Consider the following 25,940-nt stretch of genomic DNA (forward strand, 5'->3'; position numbering starts at 1 on the left):
GGGGTCTTCTTCACCTCTCCTTGGGGAGTGGTCGAAATCGCCGGGCGATTTCGGGTGAGGGGGTGGCGCCGGCCCGTCCGCTCACGCTAGCCTCCGGAACGGGAGGACCACGCATGACCGACCTGACCGCCCGGCTGGAGGCCTGCTATTCCGGCGCCGTCTACGACGTGCTGCGCGACCTGGGCCATGCCAATTGCGTGCTGCCGCGCACCATCCTGGCGATCGACCCGGACACAAGCGTCTGCGGCCGCGTCTTCACCATCCGCGGCCGGCCGGACGACACCGTCGATGCGCATCAGAGCCTCTTGGCCTGGACCGAGCTGCTGACCGTGGTGCCGAAGGACCATGTCGCCATCTGCCAGCCGCAGGACGACGTGCGGGCGCTGATGGGCGAGCTGTCGGCCGAGGCGCTGCAGTCGCGCGGCGTGCGCGGCTACATCGTCGACGGCGGGTCGCGCGACAATGCGTTCATCCGCAAGCTGGGCTTCCCGGTCTTCGCCCGCTTCCGCACTCCGCGCGACATCGTCGCCGCCTGGGTGCCGGAGGCCTATGGCGAGCCGATCACCATCGGCCAGGTGCGGATCGCCACCGGCGATTGGGTGGTGGCCGACATCGACGGCATCGTCGTCATCCCCGCGGCGCTGGCCGAGGAGACCGTGGCAAAGGTCGAGGAGGTGATGCAGCAGGAGAACCTGGTGCGGAAGGCGATCCTGGACGGCGTGTCGCCGCAGGAGGCGTATCTGCGCCACGGCAAGTTCTGACCCCTTCCCCTGCCGCGGCCGGGACCCCACATCGAAGGTCCAGCACACAGCAGGGCCGAGCGCCATGAGCGAGAAGCCGAGGAAGATCCCCGGACCCGACCATCCGATCACGGTCACGCCAAACCCGGGCCGGGTGGTGGTCACGGTCGCTGGGAAGGTCGTCGCCGACAGCCGCAACGCGCTGACGCTGCGCGAGGCGAGCTACCCGCCGGTGCAGTACATCCCGCGGCGGGACGTGGACATGGCGGCGCTGCAGCGCACCGACCACGCCAGCTATTGCCCCTACAAGGGCGACGCCGCCTATTACAGCATCCCGGCGGGCGGCGAGCGGACGGTGAACGCGGCCTGGACCTACGAGGCGCCCTACGACGCCGTCGCCGAAATCAAAGACCACGTCGCCTTCTACCCGGACCGAGTCGATTCGATCACCGAACAGCCGGCGAGCTGATCCCCACGCGCCAAGGGCGTCGAGCATCTTAGCGTTGCCTCTCCCGCCTGGCGGGAGAGGTCGGGCTCGCGTCAGCGAGACCGGGTGAGGGCTGGCCCAGGCCTCGACAAACTCCCCTCACCCGGAGCCGCTTCGCGTCTCCGGCCTCTCCCGCAAGCGGGAGAGGCAACATCTCAGCGCCTTGGGACGATCAAGATAGCCCGATCCGGCCTCGTCTTGCTCTACGGGAACAGCCCGGGCGCGTCCGATCGGTGGCAGACGCAGCACAGCTTGTTGCCGTCCGGGTCCCGCACATAGGCGCCGTAGTAGCTGGGATGGTAGTGCGGCCGGGTGCCGGGTGCGCCCTCATCCACCCCGCCCGCGGCCAGCGCTGCGCTGTGGAAGGCGTCCACCTGCCCCCGCTCGCGCACGTTGAAGCCGATGGTGACGCCGTTGCCGAAGGTCGCCTTGCCGCCGTCGATCGGGCGGCAGATCAGGAATTCCGGGCCGCTGTCGCCCTCCGGCACGTAGCACAGCCAGCCGGCGACGCGGTCGTCGAGCTGGCAGCGCAGGCCGATCGCCGCCAGCACCCTGTCATAGAACTGCTTGGCCCGATCGATGTCGTTCGTGCCCACCGTGATGTGGCTGAACATGGCCCTCCCCGCGGCACATGGCCTTCAGTGTCCCACGCGTCAGGCTCGCCGGCCGACGCGACAGGGGTTGGCCCAGCATAGCCCCCGGTGTCCTCCGAACAAAGCGGCAACACCCTGGAAATTCCTTCCAATTCTGATTTGAATGCCGCGGCCCGGGCCGGAACCGGCGCTGTCCAGCCGCTATTGATGCCATACCAACACAGAACGGCCCCTGCCCCGGAGTGCCGCCGCGGAGGATGGAGATGGACACGATCGGCCCCCTGACCCAGCAGATCCACAACGATCTTCTCGCACTGATCGGCGAGCGGACCGAGGATTATGCCGCCGAGGCCGGCGGCGATCCGCGGGCAGTCAGCGGCGCGCTGATCGGCGCCCTCGCCTTCCTGACCGGGCAGATGATCGCCGCCGCGGTCGAGGCCGAAGGCGTCACGCCCATGCTCGAACGGGCCAGCGCCAACATGCGCGTCGGCGCCGAGGCCGGCGTCGCGCCGGTGCGGACCATCGACACCGGCGTCACGGTGCACTGAGAGCTCAGGTGTCCGCCTCCGTCATCCGCCGCACCTCCTCGCGGATCGAACCGAGGATGCGGTGGCGCAGGCGGATGAACTCATCGGTCTCCGCGATCTCCGGCGCCCGCGGGCGCGGCAGCGGCACCGGCACGATCTCCTTGATCCGGCCCGGCCGGCTGGACATCACCGCCACCCGGTCGGACAGGTAGACCGCTTCGTCGACATCGTGGGTGACGAACAGCACCGCCAGGCGGTGCGCCTCCCAGATATCGGTCAGCAGCTCCTGCATCTGCTGCCGGGTCAGGGCATCGAGCGCGCCGAACGGCTCGTCCATCAGCAGGATCTTGGGCCGGTAGCACAGCGCCCGGGCGATGGCGACGCGCTGCTTCATGCCGCCGGACAGCTGGCTGGGCCAGGCATCGGCGAAGCGCGCCAGCCCGACCAGCGCCAGATGCTCGCGCGCCGTCTGCTTCACCTGCACCGCCGGCAGGCCGAGGCCGCGCAGGGCGAATTCGACATTGCCCAGCGCCGTCAGCCAGGGCATCAGCGTGTAGCTCTGGAACACCACACCGCGGTCGCGCCCCGGCCCCGTGATCGGCCGGCCGTCGACCAGCACCGCGCCCTGGTCGAACTCCTGCAGCCCGGCGACGATCGACAGCAAGGTCGACTTGCCGCAGCCTGAGGCGCCGACCAGCGACACGAACTCGTTCTCGCCCAGCACCAGGTCGATGCCCTGCAGCACCTGCAGCCGGTCCTGCTTCTGCCGGTCCTGCCGTTGGACGAAGCTCTTGGACAGGGACCGGACCTCGAGCCGCGCCGTCATCGCCGCGCCCGCTCATAGGGGAACAGGCGCTGCGCCAGCGCCTTCATGCCCTGGTCGGTGACCAGGCCGAGCACGCCCAGCACCAGGATGTAGCCGATGATCGTGTCGGTCTGGAAGAACCGCTGCGCCGTGGTGATGCGGTAGCCCAGGCCGGAGGTGGCGGCCACCAGCTCGGCCAGCACCAGCCAGGTCCAGGCCCAGCCGAGGCTGATCCGCATCGAATCCCAGATCCCCGGCAGCGCCGCCGGGATGACGATCGACATCAGGATACGCCGCGGCTTCATCTCCAGCGTGCGGCCGACATCGATGAAGTCCCAGGGCACGCGCTTGACGTTGTCCATGATCAGCAGGACCTGCTGGAAGAAGGTGCCGATCCAGATGATCAGGAACTTCTGCAGGTCGCCGGTGCCGCTCCACAGGATGGTCAGCGGCACGAAGGCGACCACCGGCATGTAGCGGACGAAGTCCACCACCGGCTCGACCAGCGCCTCCCACACATGGTAGCGGCCGATCAGCACCCCGATCGGCACCGCGACCACCGTCGCCAGCAGGAAGCCGACCAGGATGCGGTAGATGCTGATCGCCGCGTCGTCCCACAGCTGGCCGGACTGCGCCAGCAACCACAGCCGGTTCGCCACCTGCACCGGCGAGGGCAGGAACAGCGGCCGCACCAGCCCCGTCAGCGTCACCGCCGCCCACAGCAGCAAGAGGCCGAGGAAGACCAGCGCGGCGATGCCGGCGAAGCGCGCCGGCGTCAGCCTGGTGTCGAGGCGGAAAAGGCGCGGCCGGCCTGCGGTCATCTGTCCAGGATCACTGCGTCACGGCGGCGACGAAGCGCGGATCGATCAGCCCGGCGGCGTCGACGTCGCCCTGCAGCAGCCCCGCGGCCTGGGCCGCCTTCTTGACGTCGAGGATGACGTGCTGGGCGAAGGCGCCGGTCAGCTGGGTCTTGTTGTCCGGCAGGGTGTAGAAGGTGACGCCGTCGAAGGCGGTCGACAGCTCCTCCGGCGACGCCCCCACCGCCTTGGCGATGATGGCGCGGCCGCCCGCCGTGTCCTTGGCGTAGTCGTCATGGGCGGCCTGCCAGGCGCGCAGCAGCGCCGCGATCTGGCCCGGCTTCTCCTTCAGCACCTCCTCGCGCACCACGAAGACGTCGGAGACCAGGCCCGGATCCTCGGCCGCCGTGTAGAGCAGCTTGACCGCAGGGTCCTGCGCCCGCGCCAGGGTCAGATAGGGCTCATAGGTCACCGCCACCGGCACGCGCTTGGCGATCAGCGCCGCGCCGGCGTCCGAGGCCGGCATCGGCACCGATTTGACGTCGGCCAGCGTCAGGCCGTTGGCCGCCAGGGCATAGTTCAGCAGGATGTGGCTGGTGGTGCCCTCCTCATAGGCCACCTCCTTGCCCTTGAGGTCGGCGATGCCCTTGACGTCCGGGCCGGCCAGGATGGCGTCGGCGGTCATGCTGACGTCGAGCACGGCGACGATCCTGATCGGCAGCCCGGCCGCCGCCATCACCAGCGCGGTGTGGGTGGCGATGTTGGCGCCGTCCAGCTGGCCGCTGGCCAAAGCGGCGTTGACGTCCTTGTCCTGGGTGAAGTTGACGATCTCGACATCCGACAGGCCCTGGGCCTCGAACAGCTTCTTCTCCGCCGCGACATGCCATAGGCCGTAGCCCAGCCAGGGCTCGATGCCCATCTTGAAGCCGCCGGCCTCCGGCTTCGCCGGAACCGCTTGCGCCGCCGCCGGGCCAACCCAGGCCAGACCCGCCATGATCGCGGCCGCCAGAACCAGGCCGCGCGTCCCGCCATGATGTCCCATAGCCATTCCCCTGCTGAAGGCACGGCCGTTGGCCGCCGCGCTGTTTTTACGGAGCGACAATTCATAAAGTGGCGGCTCGCAGAGTCAATCGACGCTCCGTATAAAGTCAGACGTATTTTCGCACTCGCGGGACAAGGCCATGAGCGACGCCATCCGAATCCACGACCTGTCGACGCTGTCCGCCGCCGGCCGCCATGCCCTGCTGGCCCGGACCGAGGCCGATCTCGGTCCCTTCCTCGACGCCGTCCGGCCGATCGTGGCGGCGGTCAAGGCCGAGGGCGACGAGGCCGTGGCCCGCTTCACCCGCGACTTCGACAAGGCTTCGGTCTCGGCCGACGGCCTGCGCGTCAGCCAGGAGGCGCTGGACACGGCACCAGGCCTGCTGGAGCCCGAGGTGATGGCGGCGATCGACTTCGCCGCCGACAGCATCCGCCGCTTCCACGAGGCGCAGCTGCCGGAGGAGATGTGGTGGAAGGAGGTGCGCCCCGGCGTCTTCGCCGGCGACCGCATCCGGCCGATCCCGTCGGTCGCCTGCTACGTGCCGCGCGGCAAGGGCGCCTTCCCGTCGGTGGCGATGATGACCACGATCCCGGCGCTGGCGGCGAAGGTGCCGAATGTCGTGATCATCACCCCGCCCGGCCCGAACGGGCAGGTCGACACCGCGACTCTGGCGGTGGCCAAGCGGGTCGGGGTGACGCAGGTCTTCGCCGCCGGCGGCGCCCAGGGCGTCGCGGCGGTGGCCTACGGCACGGCGACGATCCCGAAATGCGACAAGATCGTCGGCCCCGGCAGCCCCTATGTCGTCGCCGCCAAGCGCCTGCTGGCCGACGCGATCGACACCGGCACCCCGGCGGGGCCGAGCGAATCCATCATCCTGGCCGATGGCAGCGTCGACGGCGCGCTGGCGGCGCTGGACCTGATCATCGAATCCGAGCACGGGCCCGACAGCTCGGCCTGGCTCGTCACCGACAGCCGCAAGGTCGCGGAACAGGCCGCGGCCGCCCTGCCGGGGCATTGGGCGGAGATGAGCGAAGTCCGCGCCGGCTTCTCCCGCACCGTGCTGACCGGCCCGCGCGGCGGCATCGTGCTGGCACCGGACTGGGATTCGGCGATCGGCTTCGTCAACGATTACGCGCCGGAGCATCTGCAGGTCCTGTCGCGCGATCCCTTCGCCGATGCGGCGCGGATCGACCATGCCGGCGAGATCCTGCTGGGCCCCTACACGCCGGTGACGATCGGCAATTTCGTGCTCGGCCCGAACGCAGTGCTGCCGACCGGCGGCCATGCCCGCACCGCCTCGCCGCTGTCGGTGTTCGACTTCCTGAAGCGGACCTCGATCGGCTATGTCAGCGCCGCCGGCTATCCCGCCCTGGCCGAACAGGCGCGGCGGCTCGCCACCTACGAAGGCTTCGACGGCCACGCCCGCGCCGTCTCCGAGGTGCGCGATCGGCTGCTGAAGCGAAGCTGAGCATGGCCGAGACCGTCACGCTGTGGCGCCCGGTCGGGCCGGAGGAGCTGCGCCTGATCCGGGAGGCCGGCATGCGCGCCTTCCCGCCCCGCCTGCCGGAGCAGCCGATCTTCTACCCGGTGCTGTCGGAGGAGTACGCGATCAAGATCGCGCGCGACTGGAACGTGCCGGCCAGCGGCTCGGGCTATGTCACCCGCTTCCGCGTTCGGCGCGACTTCCTCGACCGCTACCAAGTCCAGGAGGCCGGCGGCCGCAGCCACCTCGAATACTGGGTCCCGGCCGAGGACCTGCCGCCGCTCAACGCGGCCATCGTCGGCGAGATCGAGGTTGTGGCGGAGTTTCGCAAGGAGCAGACGTAGCGCTGTCAGCGTGGCTCGTGCTCTTCCGCCTTCGGCTGCACTCGCACCTCACGGCCTCGCTGGCCGGTCCTCCACCATTTGCGCGGGGACGAAATCTCGAGGCACGGCTACAATGCAGTCAGCTGAGTCCACGGAGCGCGCTGAACCGGGACGGGACGCAAGCCATGCGTTGCCCAGCCTGTGACGCAGACAATTCTGCCGCAGCCAAGTTCTGCGAGGCTTGCGGCACGAGTTTGGGCATGCCGTGTCCCCGATGCGGTCACGGCAACCGCCCGAACAGCCGCTTTTGCGTCGAGTGCGGCGCAGAACTTGCCGGCTCGACGCCGGCTGCCGATCGTGATGCGAAGTTGGGCGCGCTCGCGCCGTCGTCTTATACGCCCCCGCATCTGGCCGAAAAGATCCTCGCGTCTCGGAGTGCGGTCGAGGGCGAGCGAAAGCAGGTCACCGTGCTCTTCGCCGATATCAAGGGCTCGACCGAACTCATCCAGACGTTGGACACCGAGGACGCCCAGCGGCTCCTCGATGGCGCGGTCAAGGTGATGATGGACGCCGTGCATCGCTATGAGGGGACGGTGAGCCACGCGTTGGGCGACGGGATCATGGCGCTGTTCGGGGCACCGATCGCCCACGAAGACCACGCCGTTCGCGCCTGCTACGCCGCTCTGGCACTTCAGGACGGGATGCGCCGCTATGCCGGGCAGACCCACGGGGCGCTGGTCGAGGCACGGGTCGGGCTGAACAGCGGCGAGGTGGTCGTGCGGTTGATCAGCGATGACCTGCACATGGACTACACGGCCATGGGCCGGACTGTCCATCTCGCATCCCGACTGGAGCAGCTGGCCCGCGAAGGCAGCTGTCTGCTCACAGCGGAAACGCTGAAGTTGGTGGAAGGCTACGTGCAAGTTCGCACGGTCGGGCCGATCGCGATCAAAGGTTTGGATCGACCGGCCGAGCTGTTTGAGCTCGTGGGGGCCGGCGCGGCGCGGACGCGCCTGCAGGCATTGGCTGCTCGCGGCCTGACTCGTTTTGTCGGACGTCAGGCCGAACTGGTCGCCGTGCACCGCGCCCTCGATCGAGCTCAGATCGGCCATGGCCAGCTGGTGTCCTTGGTGGGTGAGCCCGGTGTTGGGAAATCGCGGCTTGTCTGGGAGGTCACCCACTCTCACCGAACGCAGGGCTGGCTGGTGCTGGAGAGTGGCTCCGTCTCATACGGGAGGGCGACGTCCTGGCTGCCGGTGATCGGTCTGCTCAAGGCCTATTGCGGGATCGGACCCCGCGACGATGCACGCTCCATCCGCGAGAAGCTGACCGGCAAGCTGCTCACGCTGGATCGCAAGCTGGAGCCAGACCTGCCGGCCTTTCTGTCTTTGCTCGACGTGCCCGTCGAGGAGGAGTCCTGGCAGGCCCTCGACCCGCCCAAGCGCCGCCGAGAGACGCTCGACGCCCTGAAGCGCCTGCTGCTGCGCGAAAGCCGCGAGCAGCCGCTCCTGCTGATATTCGAGGACGTGCACTGGATCGACTCGGAGACCGAGGCCCTGCTCGACGGCCTTGTCGAGAGTCTCCCCACGGCCCGCATTCTTCTGCTCGTCAACTATCGACCGGAGTACATGCATGGCTGGGGGCGAAAGACCTATTACACGCAGATCCGGATCGACCCTCTCCGGCAGGGCAGTGCCGAGGTGTTGCTCGATGCGCTCTTGGGGACAGACCGCACGGCCGGCGATGGTGGAAGGGTCGGGAGCGCGCATGCGGGCCCGCCTCTGCCCGACCTGAAACGACTCCTGATCGAGCGGACCGAAGGCAATCCGTTCTTCCTGGAGGAATGCGTCCGCACACTGGTCGAAACCGGCGCGCTTGTCGGCGAACGGGGAGCCTACCAGCTGACATCGGAGGTCGCGGACATTCGCGTGCCGGCGACGGTACAGGCGGTCTTGGCAGCCCGGATCGATCGGCTCCCTGCAGAGCAGAAGCGGCTTCTCCAGACAATGGCGGTGATCGGCAAGGATGCGCCATTCGCACTATTGCGCGCGATCACCACCGAGGCCACGGGCACAGCTTCGCGCGATCTGATCACGGAGGAAGAGCTGAGAGCCGGCCTGGCTCACCTTCAGGCCGTGGAGTTCCTCTACGAAGCGAACGTGTTTCCCGTGCTGGAGTACACATTCAAGCATGCCCTCACCCATGAGGTGGCGTATGGGAGCCTGCTGCAAGAACGCCGCAAGGTGCTGCATGCCCGCATCGCCGCCGCCATCGAAACGCTGTATCCCGACCGGCTTGCCGAGCATGTGGAGCGCCTGGCCCATCACGCCCTGCGGGGAGAATGCTGGGACAAGGCGCTCAGCTACTTTCGCCAGGCTGGACATAAGGCCGTGGCCCGCTCGGCGAATCGGGAGGCAGTCGTGTTTTTCGAACAGGCCCTCGCTGCCCTCGAGCAACTTCCAGAGACCCGTGACACTCTGGAGCAAGCCGTCGATCTAAGGCTTAGCCTTCGACAGGCGCTTCTTCCGCTCGGTGAATTTGAACAGATCATAGGCCATCTTCATAAGGCCGAGACTATCGCCGAGCCCCTTAACGACCAGCGCCGGCTTGCCCGTACCCTCTGCTGGATAGCGTATTCATACTGCTTCACGCTCGGCGACAATGAGCGGGCAATCAAGACCGGAGAGCGCGCCCTTGCCATCGGCCGCGCACTCGAAGATGTTCCGCTGCATGTCATAACAACGTTCTACCTGGCCTTCCCGCACTGGCAGCAGGGTGACTATCGCCAGGCGATCGACGGCTTCAAGTGGATTGCGGTCAATCTCCAGGACGAGCTGATCCGCGAGCGCTTTGGCATGGCCGGTTATCCGTCAGTGCTCGCTCGCGGCCTGTTGGCCTGGTGCCTGGGCGATATCGGTGAATTCGCCGAAGGAAGGGTTTATGCGGAGGAGGCGATCCATCTGGCGGAGGCGCTCGACCAACCCTTCAGCCAGTGCGTTCTGAGAACGTGGCTGGGTCATTTCTATATAGGTCAGGGCGATCTGTGCACGGCGACCTCTCTGCTCGAGCAGTGCTGCGCGCTCGTCGAGCGATGGAACCTCCCGCGCCAGGGAGTCTTTGCTGCCTCGCTGCTGGGCGTCGCACATGCCCTGGGGGGACGCCCCGCCGACGGCATGCCGTTCCTGGAGCAAGCAGCTGCACAGCTTGAATCCGAGAAAGGGGCTGCCGAGAACCGCCTTGCCATCCCGCTATGCGAAGGTTTTCTGCTGGCCGGCCGGATCGAGAAGGCGATCGGGCTCGCTGACCGTGCCCTCGACATCTCCAGGACGCGGAAAGAACGCGGATACGAAGCGCAGGCCCTCCGGCTCCTCGGAGAGATCGCCGCGCGCCGTGATCCACCCGATGTCGACGCCGCCGAACGCCGCTACCGCGAGGCTCAGAAACTGTCTGAGGATCTGGAGATGCGGCCGCTCCAGGCCCATTGCCATCTCGGCCTCGGCAAGCTCTTCCGACGAACGGAAAGAGCGCAGATGGCGGGCATTGAACTTTCTGCGGCCATCGACATGCTGCGCACAATGGATATGACCTTATGGCTGCCGGAGGCGGAGGCCGAACTGGCGGAAGTGACAGCATTGCAGTCGGCGAGGCGGGTCGGACTGCAACCCTCCCGTCACCGGCGTCTGCGCTGACTCCGCGCTTGTGAGAGCCTCGTGCGGATCATGCCAAGCCTCCGGAGCAAGTCTCTGGCTTCGCTTCCAACAGTATCGTCATCGCGAGCCGAAGGCGAAGCGATCCAGCGGCACGATCTCTGGGTTGCCACGCCCCTTCGGGGCTCGCAATGACGCCCACAGTGGCAGGTGGCCCGATCAGATCGACGCCAGATACCCCCCATCCACATACAGCACCTGACCGGTGACATAGGCGGCGGCGTCGGAGCAGAGGAAGACAGCGGGGCCGACCAGGTCCTCCATCCGGCCGAAGCGGCCGGCCGGGATGGCGGCGAGCATGCGCTGCTGCCAGGCCTCGTCCTGGTAGAACACCTCGGTCAGGGCAGTGCGGAAATAGCCGGGGCCGATGCCGTTGACCCGGATGCCGTCCTTCGCCCATTCGGTCGCCAGCGCCCGGGTCATGCCGACGAGGCCGGTCTTCGAGGCACCGTAGGGCACGGCGCCGGGCACCCCGACCTCCGAGGTCAGCGAGCACAGGTTGAGGATGGCGCCGCCGCCGCGCGGCTTCATCAGCAGCGCCGCGGCGCGGGCGCAGAAGAAGGCGCCCTTCAGATTGGTGTCGACGATCCGGTCCCACAGCGCCTCATCGACCGCCAGCGACGGCCGCACCTCCTCCACCCCGGCATTGTTGACCAGGATGTCGAGCCCGCCCAGCGCCGTGGCCGCGGCGGCGAAGACACGGTCGATGCCGCCGGTCTCGGCGACGTCGAGCACGACCGGCACCGCCTGGCGCCCCCGTTCCCGCACCGCCTCGGCCACCCGGTCCAGCGCCGCACGGTCGCGGCCGGCCAGGGCGATGTCGGCGCCGGCTGTCGCGAGGCCGAGGGCCAGGGCCTCGCCGATGCCGCGGCCGGCCCCCGTCACCAGCGCCCGCCGCCCCGCGAGCGGCCCCGAAACGGGATTGGCCATGTCGTGTTCTCCTGCCGGATGCAGCGCAGGCTTGCGCGGCGCCGGGAGCGGGTCAAGGGCCATAGGCATCCTGTCCGTCCTCTTGCCAATCCGATCCCGAGCGGTTAACCATGGGTCATGGTCACCACGCGCTCCCTGCGAATTAGCCACTAGGCCCCGGGCCGGCCACGCCGGCTCCCCCGGGGTCTTCGTCCGTGTGCTGTTCGCGATCCCTGGGAGAAGACGATGACCATGACCCGCGACGATGCGCAGGTTCTCTTTCATGTGGTCGGCATGGCCGACACCAACCTGCTGCCCCGCCTGCTCGATCATTTTTGCCTGCGCGATGTCGTGCCCGAGCGTGTCTCGGCCGAGCGCCAGGGCGACGAGATGCGTGTGACCATCGCCGTCCGCCGCGAGGACTGCCCGGAATGGGAGATGGTGGCCCGCAAGCTGGGCCAGATCTTCGTGGTCAAGAGCGTGCTGACCTCGGTCGCCGACGAGGCCGACGAGGCAGCGGAGCGGCAGGCCGCCGCGGGCTGAGCCCAACCATGCCGTCTGCGCATGCGTTGGCGTGACGGAGCCGTGCTATCCGGGAGTCAGGTCGCCCGCCAAGCGGGCCGGCCCCTCCCCTCACGATCCGGCCGGCCCATGACCTCGTCCCCGCGCCAACCCGTGCTGATCGCGCTCCTGGTCGCCGGCGCCTTCTTCATGGAGAACCTGGACGCCACCGTGATCGTCACGGCGCTGCCGGACATGGCGGCCTCCTTCGGCGTCCGCGCGGTGGACCTGAATGTCGGGCTGTCGGCTTACCTCCTGACGCTGGCCGTGTTCATCCCGGCCAGCGGCTGGGTCGCCGACCGGTTCGGCGCCCGATCGGTCTTCGCCGCCGCGATCGTCGTCTTCACCCTGGCCTCGGCCCTGTGCGCCGCCAGCGACAGCCTGTGGAGCTTCACCGCCGCGCGCATCCTACAGGGCATCGGCGGCGCCATGATGGTGCCGGTCGGCCGGCTGGTGGTGCTGCGCAACACAGCCAAGCAGGATCTGATGCGGGCGATCGCGTACATCACCTGGCCGGCGCTGGCGGCCCCGGTGCTAGGCCCGCCGGTGGGCGGGCTGATCACCAGCATCGCCTCCTGGCGCTGGATCTTCCTGCTCAACCTGCCGCTCGGCGCCATCGCCCTGGTGCTGGCGCTGCGGCTGATCCCGAACGACCGCAGCGAGGATCGCCGGCCCTTCGACGGGCTCGGCTTCCTCCTGTCCGGCATCGCCTGCCTGGCGCTGATGCTGGGGCTCGACCTGATCGGGCACGAGCAGATCCCCTGGGCCAGGGTCGGCCTGCTGCTGGCCACCGCCCTGCTGCTGGGCGCCTGGGCAGTGCGCCACGCCCGGCGCCACCCGCACCCGCTGGTCGGGCTGGCGGCGCTGGCGATCCACACCTTCCGGGTCACCGTCCGCGGCGGGTCGCTGTTCCGGGCGGTGGTCAGCGCCGTGCCCTTCCTGCTGCCGCTGATGTTCCAGCTCGGCTTCGGGCTGGACCCGGTCAGCTCCGGCCTGCTGGTGCTGGCGCTGTTCGCCGGCAATCTCGGCATGAAGCCGATGACCAGCTGGGTGCTGCGCAGCTTCGGCTTCCGCACCGCCCTGCTGGCGAACGGGGGTGTGCTGGCGGCGACGCTGTTCGCCTGCGCCCTGCTGACCCCGTCGACGCCGGTGGCCCTGACCGCGGCGCTGCTGGTGGTCAGCGGCGCCGCCCGGTCGATGCAGTTCACCAGCCTGAACACCCTGGCCTTCGTCGACGTCCCCAAGCCGGAGATGAGCGCCGCCAACACCCTGTTCAGCGTGATCCAGCAGATCTCGGTCGGGCTGGGCGTGGCGCTGGGGGCGATCGCGCTGCGGGCGGCCGAGGCCTCGGGCCTGGCCGGCGGCTCGACCGTCGCCGAATATCAGATCGCCTTCGCCCTGCTCGGCGTGGTGGCGCTGCTGTCGCTGATCGATTACCTGCCGCTGCGCCGCGACGCCGGGACCGAGGTCAGCGGCCACCGCCAACAGCATTCCGGCTGACTACGTCGGACATAACCGCTAGGGTCCGTCCGGAGACGGGGCGGAGCCGACCCCGATGACCGATACGGGAGAGACGCAGATGGCAAGCAAGGTGGCGCTGGTGACGGGGGCCGGGTCGGGCGTCGGCCGCGCGGTGACCCTGGCCTTCCTGAAGGACGGCTACAAAGTGGTGCTGGCCGGCCGCCGGCAGGACGCTCTGGCGGAGACGATCCAGCTGTCGGGCGTCCCGGCGGAGCAGGCCCTGGCGGTGCCGACCGACGTCACCGATCCCAAGAGCGTCCGCGCCCTGTTCGATGCCGCCAAGGCCCGCTTCGGGCGCCTGGACGTGCTGTTCAACAATGCCGGCGTCAGCGCCCCGGGCGTGCCGCTGGAGGACCTGACGTTCGAGCAGTGGAAGGCGGTGGTCGACACCAACCTGACCGGCCCGTTCCTGTGCACCCAGGAGGCGTTCCGGATCATGAAGGACCAGGACCCGCAGGGCGGCCGGATCATCAACAACGGCTCGATCTCGGCCCATGTGCCGCGGCCGAACTCCGCCCCTTACACCGCCACCAAGCACGCCATCACCGGCCTGACCCGGTCGACCTCGCTGGACGGGCGGAAATACGGCATCGCCTGCGGCCAGGTCGATATCGGCAACGCCGCCACCGACATGGCCTCGAAGATGGCCAAGGGCGTGCCCCAGGCCGACGGCTCGATCAAGCCGGAGCCGCTGATGGACGCGGCCCATGTCGCCAGCACCGTGCTGATGATGGCCGCCCTGCCGCTCGACGCCAATGTCCAGTTCGTCACCGTGATGGCGACGAACATGCCCTTCATCGGGCGAGGGTGATACCCAGGGCGGCTCTTGACCGCTCCTGGGCTACCCGACCAAGCTGGGCGATGATAGTCAAGGGCACGGCCCGCTCCATCCAGGCAACGGGGCAATGCCCTCACCGCCAGAAAGGCCCGGGATGAGCCAGGAGGCCGAAGACATCCTGAGGGAACTGCGGTCCTCCTTGCTCTTCGCACCGGATTTTCCCAAGCGTGTGAGTTGCTCCATTGCTGAATGGGAGCTTCTGACGGAAGGAGAGAGGCGGGCGCTTGACCAAGCCTCTCTCGAGGCCGCGCAACGTGCGCGCACCGAATATCGCCGCTGGGAAGAGGATGTGCGAACGCTCGGCAAGGCGCGCTACACGCCAGCAATCCCGCTGTTGGCACAGCTTTGGCGGGATTGCGCGCTAAAGCCGGTGCGGGCGAGCGTAGGCCACGCACTTCTGGCCATGGACGATCAGGCTTCCTACGACGCACTGGAGTCGCTGATCGAGGACAGGGAACCCATTTCCGTCCATCTCGGCATACGCGCCGTCTTCCGCCGCAATCCTCTCGCCGCTTTCGACCGGTTTGCGCCGCTGTTCGGGGAGCAGGACATCACCGCGGTCACGATTGGCCACGAGACGCTGTCACTTTTCGTGCCATCGATGGTGTTGGCGGACGGCACCCCGTGCTGGATCGAGAGCGAGGCGCCGTCCTGGTTCAAGCAAGATCTCCGTTGGCTGGCACTCTGTGCCGGGCTATGCCGGGACGAGAGGCTCGGCGACCCGGCCCGCATGGCGCTGCGCCACGCCGATCCGGGCAGTGCTCTGCGCGCGCTGGAGGCCGCCCGCGCGAAACGTCCGCCTCCGACCCCGCCGACTACTTGTGCCATCGGCGACCTCGTGGCGCGCTACCGGGCCGGGGATCATCTGGGCACGTGGCGGGAGGCCCGCGCCTTCTCCGCCATTGCCGGGGATTTGCGCGCAGAAATCGCCGCGCTGGCCGGCGAAACCATGTTGCGTACGGCCCGCAACGTCACGCTGATATCCGAAAGGCTGCAGCGGGCAGGATGGCAGTCCCTCGGCCCCATGCGAACGCTGCCGGAGCCCGCTGACGAGGCACGGATTGCGGCGATCGAGCAGATGACGGGCGCAAGACTGCCGCCATCCCTGGACGCATTCTGGCGCGTGGTCGGGGGTGTGAACTGGGTATGGGATTGCGACCAGGGCGCAGGCCCCGTCGTCGCCGATCTGCCTTTGGCAGGCATTGATACGGATGCCCTGTCGATCGAACCCTGCTGCACCATCGAATCGCTTTGCTTCGAGGTTTGGGAGGAACAGAAGGACGTGCTCCACCCGGATCTGATCGGTCCTTTCCGGCTGGAGCTGGCACCTGACCGGCTGCACAAGATGCAGGTCAGCGGCGGCCCGCCTTACGCGATCGAACTGCCTTTCCCGGGCGCCGATCCGCTGTTCCGGCAGGAAGACCACGCCCTCCCCTTCGTCGATTATCTGCGCGACTGCTTCGCCTGGGCCGGGTTTCCGCACTTGAAGCACCATACCGATCACGCGGCCGCGCGACGCTTCGTCGACATTCTCGGCCGAGGGCTGGAGCCGTTCTGATTTCGGGCGGGTTTTTCAGACGACCTGTCAGGCCTACGCCTCCCGCACGTAAGGCGTGGTCGTGGTCAAGATCCGGAAGCCGAGCCGTTCCAGGATCGGCCGGCTTTCGGAGGAGGCGTCGACGGTGAGGAAGCGGAAGCCCCGCTGCTTCGCCTCGGCGGCGCGCCTGGCCACCAAGGCGCGGTAGATGCCGCGGCCGCGCCAATGCGGCCGGGTGGCGCCGCCCCACAGATCGGCGAAGCCGGTGCCGGGATGGAACCGGACCCAGCCCGCCGAGACGCAATGCCCGTCGGCCATGGCGAGATAGACCGACAGCCGGTCCGGCGCCGCCGCGAGCTCCGCCCCCAGCACCTCCGACCGCCAGTCGTCGTCGGTGCCGTAGACCGCGGCCATCAGGTCGTCGATGGCGCCGAACCGCACCGGGTCGACCACCCGCTCGATCGTCACGCCCGCCGGATCGACCGGCGGCGGCAGCGCGCCGTCGAGGTCGAGCACGACCAGCGTCTCCGGCTCCTCCGGCACGAAGCCGGCGACCTCCAGGCGCTGGCCGAGATCGGCCGGCTTGTCGTGGCCGTACAGCTTCCACTCGACCGACCGGCCTTGGCTCGCGAAGAAGGTGGCCTCCCGGATGATCGCCGCGGCGGCCGAGGCGGCATCGAGCCGGCTCCACTGCACGAAATTGTCATGCGCCCCCGGCCCGGGGCCGACGATGCGGGTGACGTCGGGCAGCTGCTCGACCCGGTAGGCCGGATCGGCCTGCACCGGGGCCCGCCGCAGCTCGGCGTCGAAGCGCCTCAGGATCTCGGTCTCATCCATCCCGTCCTCCGCTCGACCTGCTTGCCCCGGGCGCCCCTTATGGCCGATTTTGAGGCCGGCTGCGACCGCAGCCCTGCCTGTTTCGGAGGAATCGTGAACGGCACCCTGCTTCTGGCCTCCGGCCTCGCCGGCTTCGCCTACGGCATCTCGCCGGGACCGGCGGTGCTGGCCCTGTTCGGCATCTCCGCCGGCCAGGGGCGCCGGGCCGGCGCCACCTTCCTGTGCGGCCATCTGGTCGGCGACGCGCTGTGGTCGGCGCTGGCGCTGACCGCGATCATCGGCGCCCAGGTGATCGGCCCGGCGGTGTTCGACGCGCTCGGGCTGATCTGCGGCGCCTATCTGCTCTGGCTCGGCTGGTCGGCGCTGACCGTGCGCCGCGGCGCCGACGGGACGATCGACACCTCGGTCCGCCGGCCGCTGCTGCGCGGCCTGCTGTTCGGCGTCAGCAACCCGAAGGGCTATCCGGTGGCGGTCGCGACCTTCACCGCGCTCCTGACCAGCTACGCCGCCAGCCTGACCTGGTCGGAGCTGCCGGCCCTGGTCGCCGCCGCCTGCCTCGGCGCCGTCGGCGCCTATGTCATCCTGGTCGGCGTCACCGGCGCCTCGGCGGTGCGCGGCTTCTACCGCCGGCACGAGATCTGGTTCGTCCGCGCCTCCGGCCTGCTGTTCCTCGGCTTCGCCCTGCACGCCCTGGCCGAGTCGATCACCGGCTTCGCCGCCCGCCGGAATTGACCGAGATGTCTGCTCCGCTGACCGTCGCCTTCGACGCCGACGACACGCTGTGGCACAGCGAATCCGTGTTCGAGGAGACCCATGGCCGGCTGGTCGCCCTGCTCTCCCCCTGGGTCGATGCCGGGACGCTCGAGCACACCCTGCTCGACACCGAGGCGCGCAACCTGAAGACCTTCGGCTACGGCGTGAAGGGCTTCACCCTGTCGATGATCGAGACCGCGATCGAGATCACCGAGGGCCGCATCGGCGCCGCCCAGATCCGCACCATCCTCGATCTCGGCAAGGCGATGATGGACCACCCGGTCGAGCTGATCGACGGCGTGGTCGAGACGCTGGACTCGCTGGCGCCGGAGGCCGAGGCGGGGCGGATCCGGCTGATCGTGATCACCAAGGGCGACCTGTTCCACCAGGAGAGCAAGGTCGCCCGCTCCGGCCTCGCCGAGCGGTTCGAGAGCGTCGAGATCGTGGCCGAGAAGGACGAGGCGACCTATCGCCGGATCCTGCAGCGCGGCGGCACGGCGCCGGACCGGTTCCTGATGATCGGCAACTCGATGCGCTCGGACATCCTGCCGGTGCTAGACCTCGGCGGCCAGGCGGTGCACATCCCCTACCGCATCACCTGGGCGCATGAGGCGGTAAGCCGGCCGGAGGTGGCGCCGCCGGGCTTCCACACGCTCGACTCGATCCGCGAGGTGCCGGCGCTGGTGGCCAGGCTGGCCGGCTGAGGCGCTACCGCACCCCGCAGGGCGCGACCACCTGCTTCAATCCCGTGGCGTCTTCCGGCAGCCGGAAGGTCAGCGCCAAAGCGGGCTTGCCGGCGTCGGGCGGTCGGATCTCGGCGGCCAGCGCTCGCCCCGGTTGCGACAGCCAGCGCGCGGCCTCCGGCTTCGACAGGGCGAAGCTGAAGGTGAACACCGTGCTCTCGCTCCACCAGCCGGAGACCAGGCGCGGCGCCGACCGCTCTCCGGCGAAGGCGATGGTCAGCCGCTTCTGGCGCTCGCCGATGCCGTCCGGCCCCTCGAACGAATCGGTGTCGAAGCCCAGCGTCTCCGGAATCGTGAGTTGCGCCGTCATGTCGGCATCGGGGCGGCAGCCGATGACCAGCTGTGCGGGCGAAGAGCGTTCGCCGGCGCGAGCAGTGCCGGCCAGGGATGCGGTCTGCAACGGATTCTCCGGCTGGGGCTTGGCGACGGTCCAGCCGGTCTCCGCCGCCGCGGCGCCTCCGGACAGCGTCGCGAGGACCAGGCCGATCGCGGTCAGGCGTCTCGAACGTGACATGCTGCCCCTCCCCTTCATCATCAGGCCGGCCGGCGCGGCACGACCATGTTTGCGATCATGATCTGCACCGGCTCATCCGCCTGGTTCAGGGTGGTGATCCGCGTCTTGACCATGCCGCGGTCGGGGCGCGACTGGGACGGCCGGATCTCCAGCACCTCGCTCTCCACCCGCAGCACGTCGCCGGGGCGGACCGGCCGGGGCCAGCGCATCTCGTCGGTGCCGCCGCCGATCAGCCCATTGGCCGGCAGGAACTCGCCGCCGACCAGGAGCTTCATGGTCAGCGCCGCGGTGTGCCAGCCGCTGGCGGCGAGGCCGCCGAAGAAGGTCGCCTTCGCCGCCTCCTCGTCGAGATGGAAGGGCTGCGGGTCGAACTGAGCGGCGAAGGCCTTGATCGCCTCGGGCGTAACCGCGACGGTTCCAGAGCCGAAGCGCTGCCCGACCTCGATGTCCTCGAGATAGAGGCGGCGGGCGGCGGCGTCTTCGGGCGGCATCGGCGTGTCCTCCATGACTTCGCCCAGCATGGCGCGGCGGGATCAATCGCGGAAGAGCGCGATGGCACTGGTCCGCCCGGCCGCGATGGTCTACATCCCGCGCATGACCGACACCGGATTGGCCACGCGCAAGGCCGCCGTCGAACTGCTGCGGGCCGTTCTGGCGCAGCGGCGCCCGATCGACGAGGCCCTCGATTCCCATCTCGCCCTGCAGGGCATGGAACCGCGCGACCGTGCCTTCACCCGCCTGCTGCTGACCACCACGCTGCGCCGCCTGGGCCAGATCGACGCGCTGATCGACGGCGCGCTGAAGACGCCGCTGGCGCGCGGCGCCGCCACGGTGCGCGACGTGCTGCGCCTGGGCCTGGCCCAGCGCCTGTTCCTGGCGACCCCGTCCCACGCCGCGGTCGACACCTCGGTCGAGCTGGCCGGCCTGACCGGCTTCGCCGGCATGAAGGGGCTGGTCAACGCCGTGCTGCGCCGCCTGGCCGAGGACGGGCCGGCCCTGCTGGCCGGGCAGGACGCCGCCCGGCTGAACACGCCGGACTGGCTGTGGTCGCGCTTGGCCGAGGCCTATGGCGCCGCCACTGCCGCCGCCATCGCCGAGGCGCATCTGCACGAGGCGCCGCTCGACCTCTCGATCAAGGCCGACCCCGATCTCTGGGCCGCGCAGCTCGACGCCCGGCCGCTGCCGACCGGGACGCTGCGGCGCGAGGCCGGCGGCATGGTGCCGGAGCTGCCGGGGTTCGCCGAGGGCGCCTGGTGGGTGCAGGACGCCGCCGCCGCAATTCCCGCCCGGCTGTTCGGCCCGGTCGAGGGCCGGCGCATCCTCGACCTCTGCGCCGCGCCGGGCGGCAAGACGGCGCAGCTGGCCGCCGCCGGCGCCGCGGTCACCGCGATCGACCGCTCGACCCGGCGGCTGAAGCGGGTGGCCGAGAATCTCGAACGACTCGGCCTCGCCGCCGAGCTGCACACCGCGGAGGCCGAGACCTTCACCGGCGCCGCCCCCTATGACGGCGTGCTGCTGGACGCGCCCTGCAGCGCCACCGGCACCATCCGCCGGCATCCCGACGTACCGCGGCTGAAGGGGCCGGAGGACGTCGTCAAGCTGGCCGCGGCCCAGGCCCGGATGCTGCGCCGCGCGGTCGAGCTGGTCCGGCCCGGCGGCATCCTGATCTGGTGCACCTGCTCGCTGCTGCCCGAGGAGGGCGAGGCGCAGATCGACCGGCTGCTGGCCGAGGACGAGCGCCTGGCCCGGGTGCCGGTGGCGGCGGCGGAGATCGGCGGGTCGGCCGAGCTGCTGACCCCAGCCGGCGACGTCCGCACCCTGCCCTCGCACTGGCCGGATCTCGGCGGCCTCGACGGCTTCCACATCGCCCGGCTGAAGCGACGAAGCTGAGGCCTCCGGCCGTTGATACAATAATCAGACAAAAACAATTTGCGCTCCGCCGCGCTCTCTTCCACAGTTCCGCCCGAACGAGGCCGGGATCACCGGGGACAGGGAGGAACGGGGCGGGATGGCGCTTCTGGAGCTGCGCGACATTGCCAAGCATTTCGGGGCGATTCACGCCCTGACCGGCGTCAGCTGGTCGATCGAGCCCGGCGAGGTGGTCGGGCTGATGGGCGACAACGGCGCCGGCAAGTCCACCCTGGTCAAGGTCATGGCCGGCAACTTCCCGCCGACCTCCGGCGAGATGCTGCTCGAGGGCAGGCCGGTGCATTTCCACAAGCCGGTCGACGCCCGCGAGGCCGGGATCGAGGTGGTCTACCAGGACCTCGCCTTGGCCGACAACCTGACCGCCGCCGCCAATGTGTTCCTCGGCCGCGAGCTGAAGAAGGGCTGGCCGGTGCGGCGCCTCGACCACGGCGCCATGAACCGGAAGGCGCAGGCGCTGTTCGCCGAGCTGAAGTCGGAGACCCGGGCCGGCGACCTGGTGCGGCTGATGTCGGGCGGCCAGCGCCAGGCCGTCGCCATCGCCCGCACCCGCCTGGCCAACGCCAAGCTGATCCTGATGGACGAGCCGACCGCGGCGATCAGCGTGCGCCAGGTGCATGAGGTGCTGGAGCTGATTCGCCGACTGCGCGACGGCGGCATCGCCGTGATCCTGATCAGCCACCGCATGCCCGACGTGTTCGAGGTCTGCGACCGGGTGATCGTGATGCGCCGCGGCCGCAAGGTCGCCGACAAGCGCATCGCCGACAGCTCGCCCCAGGAGGTGACGGGCCTTATCACCGGCGCGCTGGAGGCGGCGTGATGGCGACGGCGACGATGAATTTCGACAATGTCCGGCGGCAGGGGCCGCTGCATCGGATCATGTCGTCCCAGATCACCTACGTCCTGGCGGCGCTGGTGATCCTGATGGTGGTGATGGCCATCGCGTCCGACAAGTTCCTGACCGGGCGCAACCTGCAGAACGTCGCCCAGAACTTCTCCTACATCGCCATCGCGGCCTTGGGGCAGACGCTGGTGATCATCCTCGCCGGCATCGACCTGTCGGTCGGCTCGGTGATGGCGCTCGGCGCCGTCGCCACCAGCCTGGCGATGACCTGGAGCGCCGACTGGCCGGTCTTCGTCGACTGGCCGGGCCTGGCCCTGGCCTTCGGCGTGCTGGCGGGCGTCGCCGCGGGCGGCGTGGTCGGGCTGGTCAACGGCCTGCTGATCGCCCGGCTGGGCCTGTCGCCTTTCGTCACCACGCTCGGCATGCTCAGCGTCTGCCGCAGCCTGGTCTATGTCGTCACCCAGGGCCGCGGCTCACCCACCGCCGGGCCGGCCAAGGACCTGTTCCGGACCCTGGGCAACGAGCCCATCTTCGGCACCGTGCCGCCGTCGCTGATCTACATGGCGGTGCTGGCGGTGATGATCTGGTACCTGCTGCGCCACATGCAGTGGGGCCGGCACGTCTTCGCCATCGGCGGCAACGAGAAGGCGGCGGCGCTGACCGGCGTGCCGGTCGAGCGGGTCAAGATCTCGGTCTACGTCTTCTGCAGCGCGCTGGCCGGCTTCACCGGCGTGCTGTTGCTGGCCTGGCTCGGCTCCGCCCCCGCCAACACCGCGGTCGGCTACGAGCTGCGGGTGATCGCCGCCTCGGTGATCGGCGGCGCCAACCTGACCGGCGGCCTCGGCGGCCCGCTCGGCGCCATCACCGGCGCGGCACTGATCGAGGTCATCCGCAACGGTCTGATCCTGGGCGGGGTGCAGCCCTACTGGCAGGATTTCTTCGTCGGCGTGTTCATCATCCTGGCGGTGCTGCTGGACCGCATCCGGTCCAAACGCGCGGCCTGAACGGCCACGCCGACAAACGAGTTCAACAAGGGGAGGATCGATTATGAAGAAGCTTCTTCTGGCCGCGGTGGCGCTGGGTGCCGTCCTGGCCATGACCGGCGGGGCGAGCGCGCAGGACAAGCCGCGCTTCGCCCTGGTGCCGAAGGCCATGAACAATCCGTATTTCGACCTGTCGCGCGACGGCTGCATGGACGCGGCCAAGAAGCTGAACGTCGAATGCGTCTATATCGGCCCGGTGGAGCACGAGCCGGCCAGCGAGGCGCAGATCGTGCAGGACCTGATCACCCAGGGCATCGACGGGCTGGCGATCTCGGTCGCCGATGTCGACGCCATGACCAACGTCATCAACCAGGCGGTCGAGGCCGGCATCCCGACCATCACCTTCGACGCCGACGCGCCGGGGTCGAAGCGCCAGGCCTTCGTCGGCACCGACAACTACGCCATGGGCAAGGCGATCGGCGAGATGGCGGCCAAGCTGAAGCCCAGCGGCGGCACCTACGCCATGGTCTCGGGCGGCCCGGCCGCGGCCAACCTGAACGACCGCGTGCGCGGCGTGATCGACGGGCTGGGTGCCGGCTGGACCCAGGTCGCCGGCTCGCCGCTGTACTGCAACGACGACGCCGCCCTGGCGGTGCAGCAGCTGCAGGACACGCTGACCGCCCATCCGGACATCGACGCGCTGCTGCCGGTCGGCGGCTGGCCGCTGTTCGTGCCGGACGCCTTCCGCAACTTCGCCGAGCCGATCAAGGCCAAGCTGGCGTCGAAGGAAGTCGTGCTGGTCTCGGCCGACACGCTGAAGCCGGAGCTGGAGCTGCTGCGCGACGGCTACGCCAACGGCCTGATCGGCCAGCAGCCCTATGAGATGGGCGCGCTGGCGATGGAGATGCTGGCGAAGCTGAAGAAGGGCGAGAAGGTCGAGGAGATCACCTATGTCGGCCTCGACACGGTGACCCCGGACAACGTCAAGGAATTCCTGGCGAAGGCGAAGTAAGCCTTTCGGGGTAAAACAGGCCGGGGCGGCGCGCCGCCCCGGCCCCTTATTTGGCGCCACGGTTTCGTCACGGTTGTGACGCGCCCGGCCGCTTGTTATGAGGACGATCATGGTCAAGCCGGTCGTGATCGCCCCCTCCATCCTCTCCGCCGATTTCGCCCGCCTGGGCGAGGAGGCTCGTGCCATGACGGAGGCCGGGGCCGACTGGCTCCACCTCGACATCATGGACGGGCATTTCGTGCCCAACATCACCTTCGGCCCGACCGTGGTGAAGGCGCTGCGGCCCTGGTCGGCCCTGCCCTTCGACACCCATCTGATGATCGGCCCGGCCGATCCCTACATCCCGGCCTTCGCCGAGGCGGGGGCGGACCGCATCAGCTTCCACCCCGAGGCCGGGCCGCACCCCCACCGCACCGTCCAGCTGATCCGCTCGCTCGGCAAGTCGCCGGGCGTGGTGCTGAGCCCGGGCACGCCGATCGCCATGGTCGAGGAGCTGCTGGGCGACATCGACCTGGTGCTGGTGATGACGGTCAATCCCGGCTTCGGCGGGCAGAGCTTCATCGAAAGCCAGCTCGACAAGATCGCCCGGCTGCGCGCCCTGATCGACAAGAGCGGCCGCGACGTGCGGCTGGAGGTCGATGGCGGCATCACGCCGGAGACGGCGCCGCGGGTGATCGCCGCCGGCGCCGACACTCTGGTCGCCGGCACCGCCGCCTTCCGCGGCGGCCCTGGCGCCTATGCCGCCAACATCGCCGCGATCCGCGGCAAAAGCTGAGCCATGAGGAGCCCGCGCAGCCTCACCCGCAACGTCCACGACCAGCTGGCGCGGTTCGCCTATTCGAACCCGCTCTACTCCGTGGCGCTGGGGCGCAAGGGGCCGCGCGATCTGCTGATGGTGCCGCCCGACCCCTGGCCGGGCGATGCCGAGCGCGGCGCCGCCCTGATCGCCGGGACCTACCGGCTGGGCGGCCAGACCTATGAGGCGGCCGCGGCGGCGCCGTGGGAGCCGTACGGCGCCGCCCCCGACTTCATCGCGGCGCTGCACGGATTCGAATGGCTGCGCGACCTGCGCGCCGCCGGCGGCGACCAGGCCCGGCGCCAGGCCCGGCGGCTGATCGACCATTGGATCGAGCGCTACGACCGCTGGCACCCGCTGACCTGGCAGCCGGACATCCTGGGCCAGCGCATCGCCAGCTGGCTCGGCGCCCACGACTTCTTCTGCGCCAGCGCCGACGACGATTTCCGCACCCGGGTCTTCGCCAGCCTGTCCCGGCAGCTGCGCCACCTGACCCGCGTCGCCGACGGCGACCCGGTCGACCCGCGCCAGATCCAGACCGTGCGCGGGCTGGTCTACGGCGCCGTCGCCCTGCCCCAGGGCCGGCCGCGGCTGGACCAGGCCCAGCGCATCCTCGGCAAATGCCTGCCGCGCCAGATCCTGCCCGATGGCGGGCACATCCAGCGCAACCCAGCGGTGCACCTGACCGTGCTGCGCCAGCTGATCGACATCCGTGCCGCCTTCCGTGCCGCCCAGGCGCATGTGCCGGACGCGCTGCACCTGGCGATCGACCGGATGGCCCCGGCGCTGCGCCTGCTGCGCCACGGCGACGGCGGCTTCGCCCTGTTCAACGACGCGCAGGAGGGCGAGCCGGTGCTGATCGACGCCGTCCTGTCCCAGGCCGATTCCAAGGCCCGGGCGCCGAAGAGCGCGCGGCACAGCGGCTTCGAACGGGCGATGGCCGGCCGCACCCTGCTGCTGCTCGATGTCGGCGCGCCGCCGCCGGCCGGCGCCGATGACGGCGCCCATGCCGGGCTGCTGTCCTTCGAGATGTCGGTCGGGCGCGAGCGCATGATCGTCAATTGCGGCGCCTGGCCCGGCCGCGGCAGCGCCGAGGACAGCGCCTGGCACACCGCGCTGCGCGGCACGCCGGCCCATTCCACGCTCAGCGTCGCCGGCCGCGATTCGGCCGAGGTGCTGCGCGACGCCGGCATCGGCAAGCGGCCGCACAGCATCGAGGTCGACCGGCAGGAAACGCCGCAATCGGTGCTGATCGACGCCTGGCACGACGGCTATCGCGAGGCGCTGGGGCTGATCCACCGCCGCCGGCTGGAGCTGTCGGCCAATGGCGACGAGCTGCGCGGCGAGGACATCCTGTTCGCCGAGACCGACACGGCGCGCGGCCTGCCCTTCGCCATCCGCTTCCACCTGCACCCGGCCTTGCAGCTGTCGCCGGTGCAGGGCGGCAGCTCGGTGATCATCCGCCTGCCCGGCGGCGACGGCTGGCGGCTGCGCGGCTATGGCGGCGAGGTGGCGCTGGAGGAAGGCATCTATGCCGGCCGCGGCATCGACCGGCGCAAGACCACGCAAGTCGTGATCTGGGGCGAAGTCGGCGCCGAGAGCACCGGCGTGCAGTGGATCCTGCGCCGGGAACGGCGGCTGGCCTGACGTCCGGGCCTTTAC

The 25,940-nt window shown here is 69.6% G+C and carries 26 protein-coding genes and 1 pseudogene; 19 read left to right on the forward strand and 8 right to left on the reverse strand.

The window, feature by feature from the left end; genetic code table 11:
* Positions 1 to 113 precede the first annotated feature (113 nt).
* Positions 114 to 761, forward strand: coding sequence for an RraA family protein (locus tag AAHM41_RS19620; RefSeq protein ID WP_342238260.1), 648 nt, complete (start codon positions 114 to 116; stop codon positions 759 to 761).
* Positions 762 to 825: 64 nt separating this feature from the next.
* Positions 826 to 1,209 carry a DUF427 domain-containing protein gene (locus AAHM41_RS19625; protein WP_342238261.1) on the forward strand — a complete coding sequence of 128 codons (384 nt, stop codon included), beginning with the start codon at positions 826 to 828 and terminating at the stop codon, positions 1,207 to 1,209.
* A gap of 221 nt (positions 1,210 to 1,430) precedes the next feature.
* Here the strand turns inward: AAHM41_RS19625 and AAHM41_RS19630 are convergent, their stop codons facing one another.
* Positions 1,431 to 1,841 carry a VOC family protein gene (locus tag AAHM41_RS19630; RefSeq protein ID WP_342238262.1) on the reverse strand — a complete coding sequence of 137 codons (411 nt, stop codon included), beginning with the start codon at positions 1,839 to 1,841 and terminating at the stop codon, positions 1,431 to 1,433.
* Positions 1,842 to 2,083: 242 nt separating this feature from the next.
* Here AAHM41_RS19630 and AAHM41_RS19635 point away from each other — a divergent pair, with 242 nt between their 5' ends.
* Complete coding sequence (locus tag AAHM41_RS19635; RefSeq protein WP_342238263.1) at positions 2,084 to 2,368, forward strand: hypothetical protein; 285 nt, start codon at positions 2,084 to 2,086, stop codon at positions 2,366 to 2,368.
* Positions 2,369 to 2,372: 4 nt separating this feature from the next.
* Here AAHM41_RS19635 and AAHM41_RS19640 read toward each other — a convergent pair whose 3' ends face one another.
* From AAHM41_RS19640 to AAHM41_RS19650, 3 genes are read right to left on the reverse strand one after another with little or no spacing between them, the layout of a single operon-like run.
* Positions 2,373 to 3,173, reverse strand: a complete 801-nt coding sequence (locus AAHM41_RS19640) for an ABC transporter ATP-binding protein (RefSeq protein WP_342238264.1) — start codon at positions 3,171 to 3,173, stop codon at positions 2,373 to 2,375.
* Positions 3,170 to 3,973, reverse strand: a complete 804-nt coding sequence (locus AAHM41_RS19645; protein ID WP_342238265.1) for an ABC transporter permease — start codon at positions 3,971 to 3,973, stop codon at positions 3,170 to 3,172. Before AAHM41_RS19645 ends, AAHM41_RS19640 begins: the two co-directional genes overlap by 4 nt.
* A 10-nt stretch (positions 3,974 to 3,983) precedes the next feature.
* Complete coding sequence (locus AAHM41_RS19650; protein WP_342238266.1) at positions 3,984 to 4,997, reverse strand: ABC transporter substrate-binding protein; 1,014 nt, start codon at positions 4,995 to 4,997, stop codon at positions 3,984 to 3,986.
* Positions 4,998 to 5,130: 133 nt separating this feature from the next.
* Between AAHM41_RS19650 and hisD the strand changes: the two genes are divergently transcribed.
* The 4 genes and pseudogenes from hisD to AAHM41_RS19665 all read left to right on the forward strand — a co-directional run bounded on the left by hisD (position 5,131) and on the right by AAHM41_RS19665 (position 10,486).
* Entirely contained in the window at positions 5,131 to 6,459 is a 1,329-nt protein-coding gene (gene hisD / locus AAHM41_RS19655) for a histidinol dehydrogenase (RefSeq protein WP_342238267.1), read from the forward strand.
* 2 nt (positions 6,460 to 6,461) lie between these two features.
* The gene (locus tag AAHM41_RS19660) at positions 6,462 to 6,818 is read left to right on the forward strand and encodes a hypothetical protein (RefSeq protein ID WP_342238268.1); all 357 of its coding nucleotides are present in this window, start codon (positions 6,462 to 6,464) and stop codon (positions 6,816 to 6,818) included.
* 164 nt (positions 6,819 to 6,982) lie between these two features.
* Positions 6,983 to 7,123: pseudogene (locus tag AAHM41_RS40645) on the forward strand (double zinc ribbon domain-containing protein); the annotation flags it as partial.
* A 42-nt stretch (positions 7,124 to 7,165) separates the two neighbouring features.
* Positions 7,166 to 10,486 carry an AAA family ATPase gene (locus AAHM41_RS19665; protein ID WP_342238269.1) on the forward strand — a complete coding sequence of 1,107 codons (3,321 nt, stop codon included), beginning with the start codon at positions 7,166 to 7,168 and terminating at the stop codon, positions 10,484 to 10,486.
* A gap of 177 nt (positions 10,487 to 10,663) precedes the next feature.
* Here the strand turns inward: AAHM41_RS19665 and AAHM41_RS19670 are convergent, their stop codons facing one another.
* Positions 10,664 to 11,434 (reverse strand): SDR family NAD(P)-dependent oxidoreductase, encoded by a 771-nt coding sequence (locus tag AAHM41_RS19670; RefSeq protein WP_342238270.1) that lies wholly within the window; start codon positions 11,432 to 11,434, stop codon positions 10,664 to 10,666.
* Positions 11,435 to 11,659: 225 nt separating this feature from the next.
* Between AAHM41_RS19670 and AAHM41_RS19675 the strand changes: the two genes are divergently transcribed.
* The 4 genes from AAHM41_RS19675 to AAHM41_RS19690 all read left to right on the forward strand — a co-directional run bounded on the left by AAHM41_RS19675 (position 11,660) and on the right by AAHM41_RS19690 (position 15,891).
* Complete coding sequence (locus AAHM41_RS19675; RefSeq protein ID WP_342238271.1) at positions 11,660 to 11,956, forward strand: hypothetical protein; 297 nt, start codon at positions 11,660 to 11,662, stop codon at positions 11,954 to 11,956.
* Between the two features lie 108 nt (positions 11,957 to 12,064).
* Positions 12,065 to 13,474, forward strand: a complete 1,410-nt coding sequence (locus AAHM41_RS19680) for an MFS transporter (protein WP_342238272.1) — start codon at positions 12,065 to 12,067, stop codon at positions 13,472 to 13,474.
* A 55-nt stretch (positions 13,475 to 13,529) separates the two neighbouring features.
* Positions 13,530 to 14,306 (forward strand): SDR family oxidoreductase, encoded by a 777-nt coding sequence (locus AAHM41_RS19685; protein WP_342238273.1) that lies wholly within the window; start codon positions 13,530 to 13,532, stop codon positions 14,304 to 14,306.
* 121 nt (positions 14,307 to 14,427) lie between these two features.
* The gene (locus tag AAHM41_RS19690; RefSeq protein ID WP_342238274.1) at positions 14,428 to 15,891 is read left to right on the forward strand and encodes an SMI1/KNR4 family protein; all 1,464 of its coding nucleotides are present in this window, start codon (positions 14,428 to 14,430) and stop codon (positions 15,889 to 15,891) included.
* Between the two features lie 33 nt (positions 15,892 to 15,924).
* On the opposite strand, the gene AAHM41_RS19695 is transcribed toward AAHM41_RS19690, so the two are convergent.
* A complete protein-coding gene (locus AAHM41_RS19695) occupies positions 15,925 to 16,707 on the reverse strand; it encodes a GNAT family N-acetyltransferase (RefSeq protein ID WP_342238275.1) in 783 nt (260 codons plus the stop codon).
* Between the two features lie 93 nt (positions 16,708 to 16,800).
* Between AAHM41_RS19695 and AAHM41_RS19700 the strand changes: the two genes are divergently transcribed.
* The gene (locus AAHM41_RS19700; RefSeq protein WP_342238276.1) at positions 16,801 to 17,439 is read left to right on the forward strand and encodes a LysE family translocator; all 639 of its coding nucleotides are present in this window, start codon (positions 16,801 to 16,803) and stop codon (positions 17,437 to 17,439) included.
* A gap of 5 nt (positions 17,440 to 17,444) precedes the next feature.
* Positions 17,445 to 18,164 carry an HAD family hydrolase gene (locus tag AAHM41_RS19705; protein ID WP_342238277.1) on the forward strand — a complete coding sequence of 240 codons (720 nt, stop codon included), beginning with the start codon at positions 17,445 to 17,447 and terminating at the stop codon, positions 18,162 to 18,164.
* Between the two features lie 4 nt (positions 18,165 to 18,168).
* Here the strand turns inward: AAHM41_RS19705 and AAHM41_RS19710 are convergent, their stop codons facing one another.
* A complete protein-coding gene (locus AAHM41_RS19710) occupies positions 18,169 to 18,717 on the reverse strand; it encodes a hypothetical protein (RefSeq protein WP_342238278.1) in 549 nt (182 codons plus the stop codon).
* Between the two features lie 20 nt (positions 18,718 to 18,737).
* Positions 18,738 to 19,208, reverse strand: a complete 471-nt coding sequence (locus AAHM41_RS19715; RefSeq protein WP_342238279.1) for a MaoC family dehydratase — start codon at positions 19,206 to 19,208, stop codon at positions 18,738 to 18,740.
* 61 nt (positions 19,209 to 19,269) lie between these two features.
* Between AAHM41_RS19715 and AAHM41_RS19720 the strand changes: the two genes are divergently transcribed.
* The 6 genes from AAHM41_RS19720 to AAHM41_RS19745 all read left to right on the forward strand — a co-directional run bounded on the left by AAHM41_RS19720 (position 19,270) and on the right by AAHM41_RS19745 (position 25,925).
* A complete protein-coding gene (locus AAHM41_RS19720; RefSeq protein WP_342238280.1) occupies positions 19,270 to 20,607 on the forward strand; it encodes an RsmB/NOP family class I SAM-dependent RNA methyltransferase in 1,338 nt (445 codons plus the stop codon).
* Between the two features lie 118 nt (positions 20,608 to 20,725).
* The gene (locus tag AAHM41_RS19725) at positions 20,726 to 21,463 is read left to right on the forward strand and encodes an ATP-binding cassette domain-containing protein (RefSeq protein WP_342238281.1); all 738 of its coding nucleotides are present in this window, start codon (positions 20,726 to 20,728) and stop codon (positions 21,461 to 21,463) included.
* A complete protein-coding gene (locus AAHM41_RS19730; RefSeq protein WP_342238282.1) occupies positions 21,463 to 22,491 on the forward strand; it encodes an ABC transporter permease in 1,029 nt (342 codons plus the stop codon). Before AAHM41_RS19725 ends, AAHM41_RS19730 begins: the two co-directional genes overlap by 1 nt.
* Before the next feature lie 43 nt (positions 22,492 to 22,534).
* The gene (locus AAHM41_RS19735; RefSeq protein ID WP_342238283.1) at positions 22,535 to 23,482 is read left to right on the forward strand and encodes a sugar-binding protein; all 948 of its coding nucleotides are present in this window, start codon (positions 22,535 to 22,537) and stop codon (positions 23,480 to 23,482) included.
* 109 nt (positions 23,483 to 23,591) lie between these two features.
* Positions 23,592 to 24,257 (forward strand): ribulose-phosphate 3-epimerase, encoded by a 666-nt coding sequence (rpe, locus tag AAHM41_RS19740; RefSeq protein WP_342238284.1) that lies wholly within the window; start codon positions 23,592 to 23,594, stop codon positions 24,255 to 24,257.
* Positions 24,258 to 24,260: 3 nt separating this feature from the next.
* Positions 24,261 to 25,925, forward strand: coding sequence for a heparinase II/III family protein (locus AAHM41_RS19745; protein WP_342238285.1), 1,665 nt, complete (start codon positions 24,261 to 24,263; stop codon positions 25,923 to 25,925).
* The last annotated feature ends 15 nt before the right edge of the window (positions 25,926 to 25,940 follow it).

It is taken from the genome of Inquilinus sp. OTU3971, assembly GCF_038440215.1.

Coding starts and splice junctions, on each gene's coding strand:
- AAHM41_RS19625 (WP_342238261.1), top strand. CDS start 826: ATGAGCGAGAAGCCGAGGAAGATCCCCGGACCCGACCATCCGATCACG.
- AAHM41_RS19705 (WP_342238277.1), top strand. CDS start 17,445: ATGTCTGCTCCGCTGACCGTCGCCTTCGACGCCGACGACACGCTGTGG.
- hisD (WP_342238267.1), top strand. CDS start 5,131: ATGAGCGACGCCATCCGAATCCACGACCTGTCGACGCTGTCCGCCGCC.
- AAHM41_RS19695 (WP_342238275.1), bottom strand. CDS start 16,707: ATGGATGAGACCGAGATCCTGAGGCGCTTCGACGCCGAGCTGCGGCGG.
- AAHM41_RS19725 (WP_342238281.1), top strand. CDS start 20,726: ATGGCGCTTCTGGAGCTGCGCGACATTGCCAAGCATTTCGGGGCGATT.
- AAHM41_RS19670 (WP_342238270.1), bottom strand. CDS start 11,434: ATGGCCAATCCCGTTTCGGGGCCGCTCGCGGGGCGGCGGGCGCTGGTG.
- AAHM41_RS19620 (WP_342238260.1), top strand. CDS start 114: ATGACCGACCTGACCGCCCGGCTGGAGGCCTGCTATTCCGGCGCCGTC.
- AAHM41_RS19660 (WP_342238268.1), top strand. CDS start 6,462: ATGGCCGAGACCGTCACGCTGTGGCGCCCGGTCGGGCCGGAGGAGCTG.
- AAHM41_RS19720 (WP_342238280.1), top strand. CDS start 19,270: ATGGCACTGGTCCGCCCGGCCGCGATGGTCTACATCCCGCGCATGACC.
- AAHM41_RS19650 (WP_342238266.1), bottom strand. CDS start 4,997: ATGGCTATGGGACATCATGGCGGGACGCGCGGCCTGGTTCTGGCGGCC.
- rpe (WP_342238284.1), top strand. CDS start 23,592: ATGGTCAAGCCGGTCGTGATCGCCCCCTCCATCCTCTCCGCCGATTTC.
- AAHM41_RS19640 (WP_342238264.1), bottom strand. CDS start 3,173: ATGACGGCGCGGCTCGAGGTCCGGTCCCTGTCCAAGAGCTTCGTCCAA.
- AAHM41_RS19710 (WP_342238278.1), bottom strand. CDS start 18,717: ATGTCACGTTCGAGACGCCTGACCGCGATCGGCCTGGTCCTCGCGACG.
- AAHM41_RS19685 (WP_342238273.1), top strand. CDS start 13,530: ATGACCGATACGGGAGAGACGCAGATGGCAAGCAAGGTGGCGCTGGTG.
- AAHM41_RS19680 (WP_342238272.1), top strand. CDS start 12,065: ATGACCTCGTCCCCGCGCCAACCCGTGCTGATCGCGCTCCTGGTCGCC.
- AAHM41_RS19635 (WP_342238263.1), top strand. CDS start 2,084: ATGGACACGATCGGCCCCCTGACCCAGCAGATCCACAACGATCTTCTC.
- AAHM41_RS19630 (WP_342238262.1), bottom strand. CDS start 1,841: ATGTTCAGCCACATCACGGTGGGCACGAACGACATCGATCGGGCCAAG.
- AAHM41_RS19730 (WP_342238282.1), top strand. CDS start 21,463: ATGGCGACGGCGACGATGAATTTCGACAATGTCCGGCGGCAGGGGCCG.
- AAHM41_RS19735 (WP_342238283.1), top strand. CDS start 22,535: ATGAAGAAGCTTCTTCTGGCCGCGGTGGCGCTGGGTGCCGTCCTGGCC.
- AAHM41_RS19715 (WP_342238279.1), bottom strand. CDS start 19,208: ATGCCGCCCGAAGACGCCGCCGCCCGCCGCCTCTATCTCGAGGACATC.
- AAHM41_RS19645 (WP_342238265.1), bottom strand. CDS start 3,973: ATGACCGCAGGCCGGCCGCGCCTTTTCCGCCTCGACACCAGGCTGACG.
- AAHM41_RS19690 (WP_342238274.1), top strand. CDS start 14,428: ATGAGCCAGGAGGCCGAAGACATCCTGAGGGAACTGCGGTCCTCCTTG.
- AAHM41_RS19745 (WP_342238285.1), top strand. CDS start 24,261: ATGAGGAGCCCGCGCAGCCTCACCCGCAACGTCCACGACCAGCTGGCG.
- AAHM41_RS19675 (WP_342238271.1), top strand. CDS start 11,660: ATGACCATGACCCGCGACGATGCGCAGGTTCTCTTTCATGTGGTCGGC.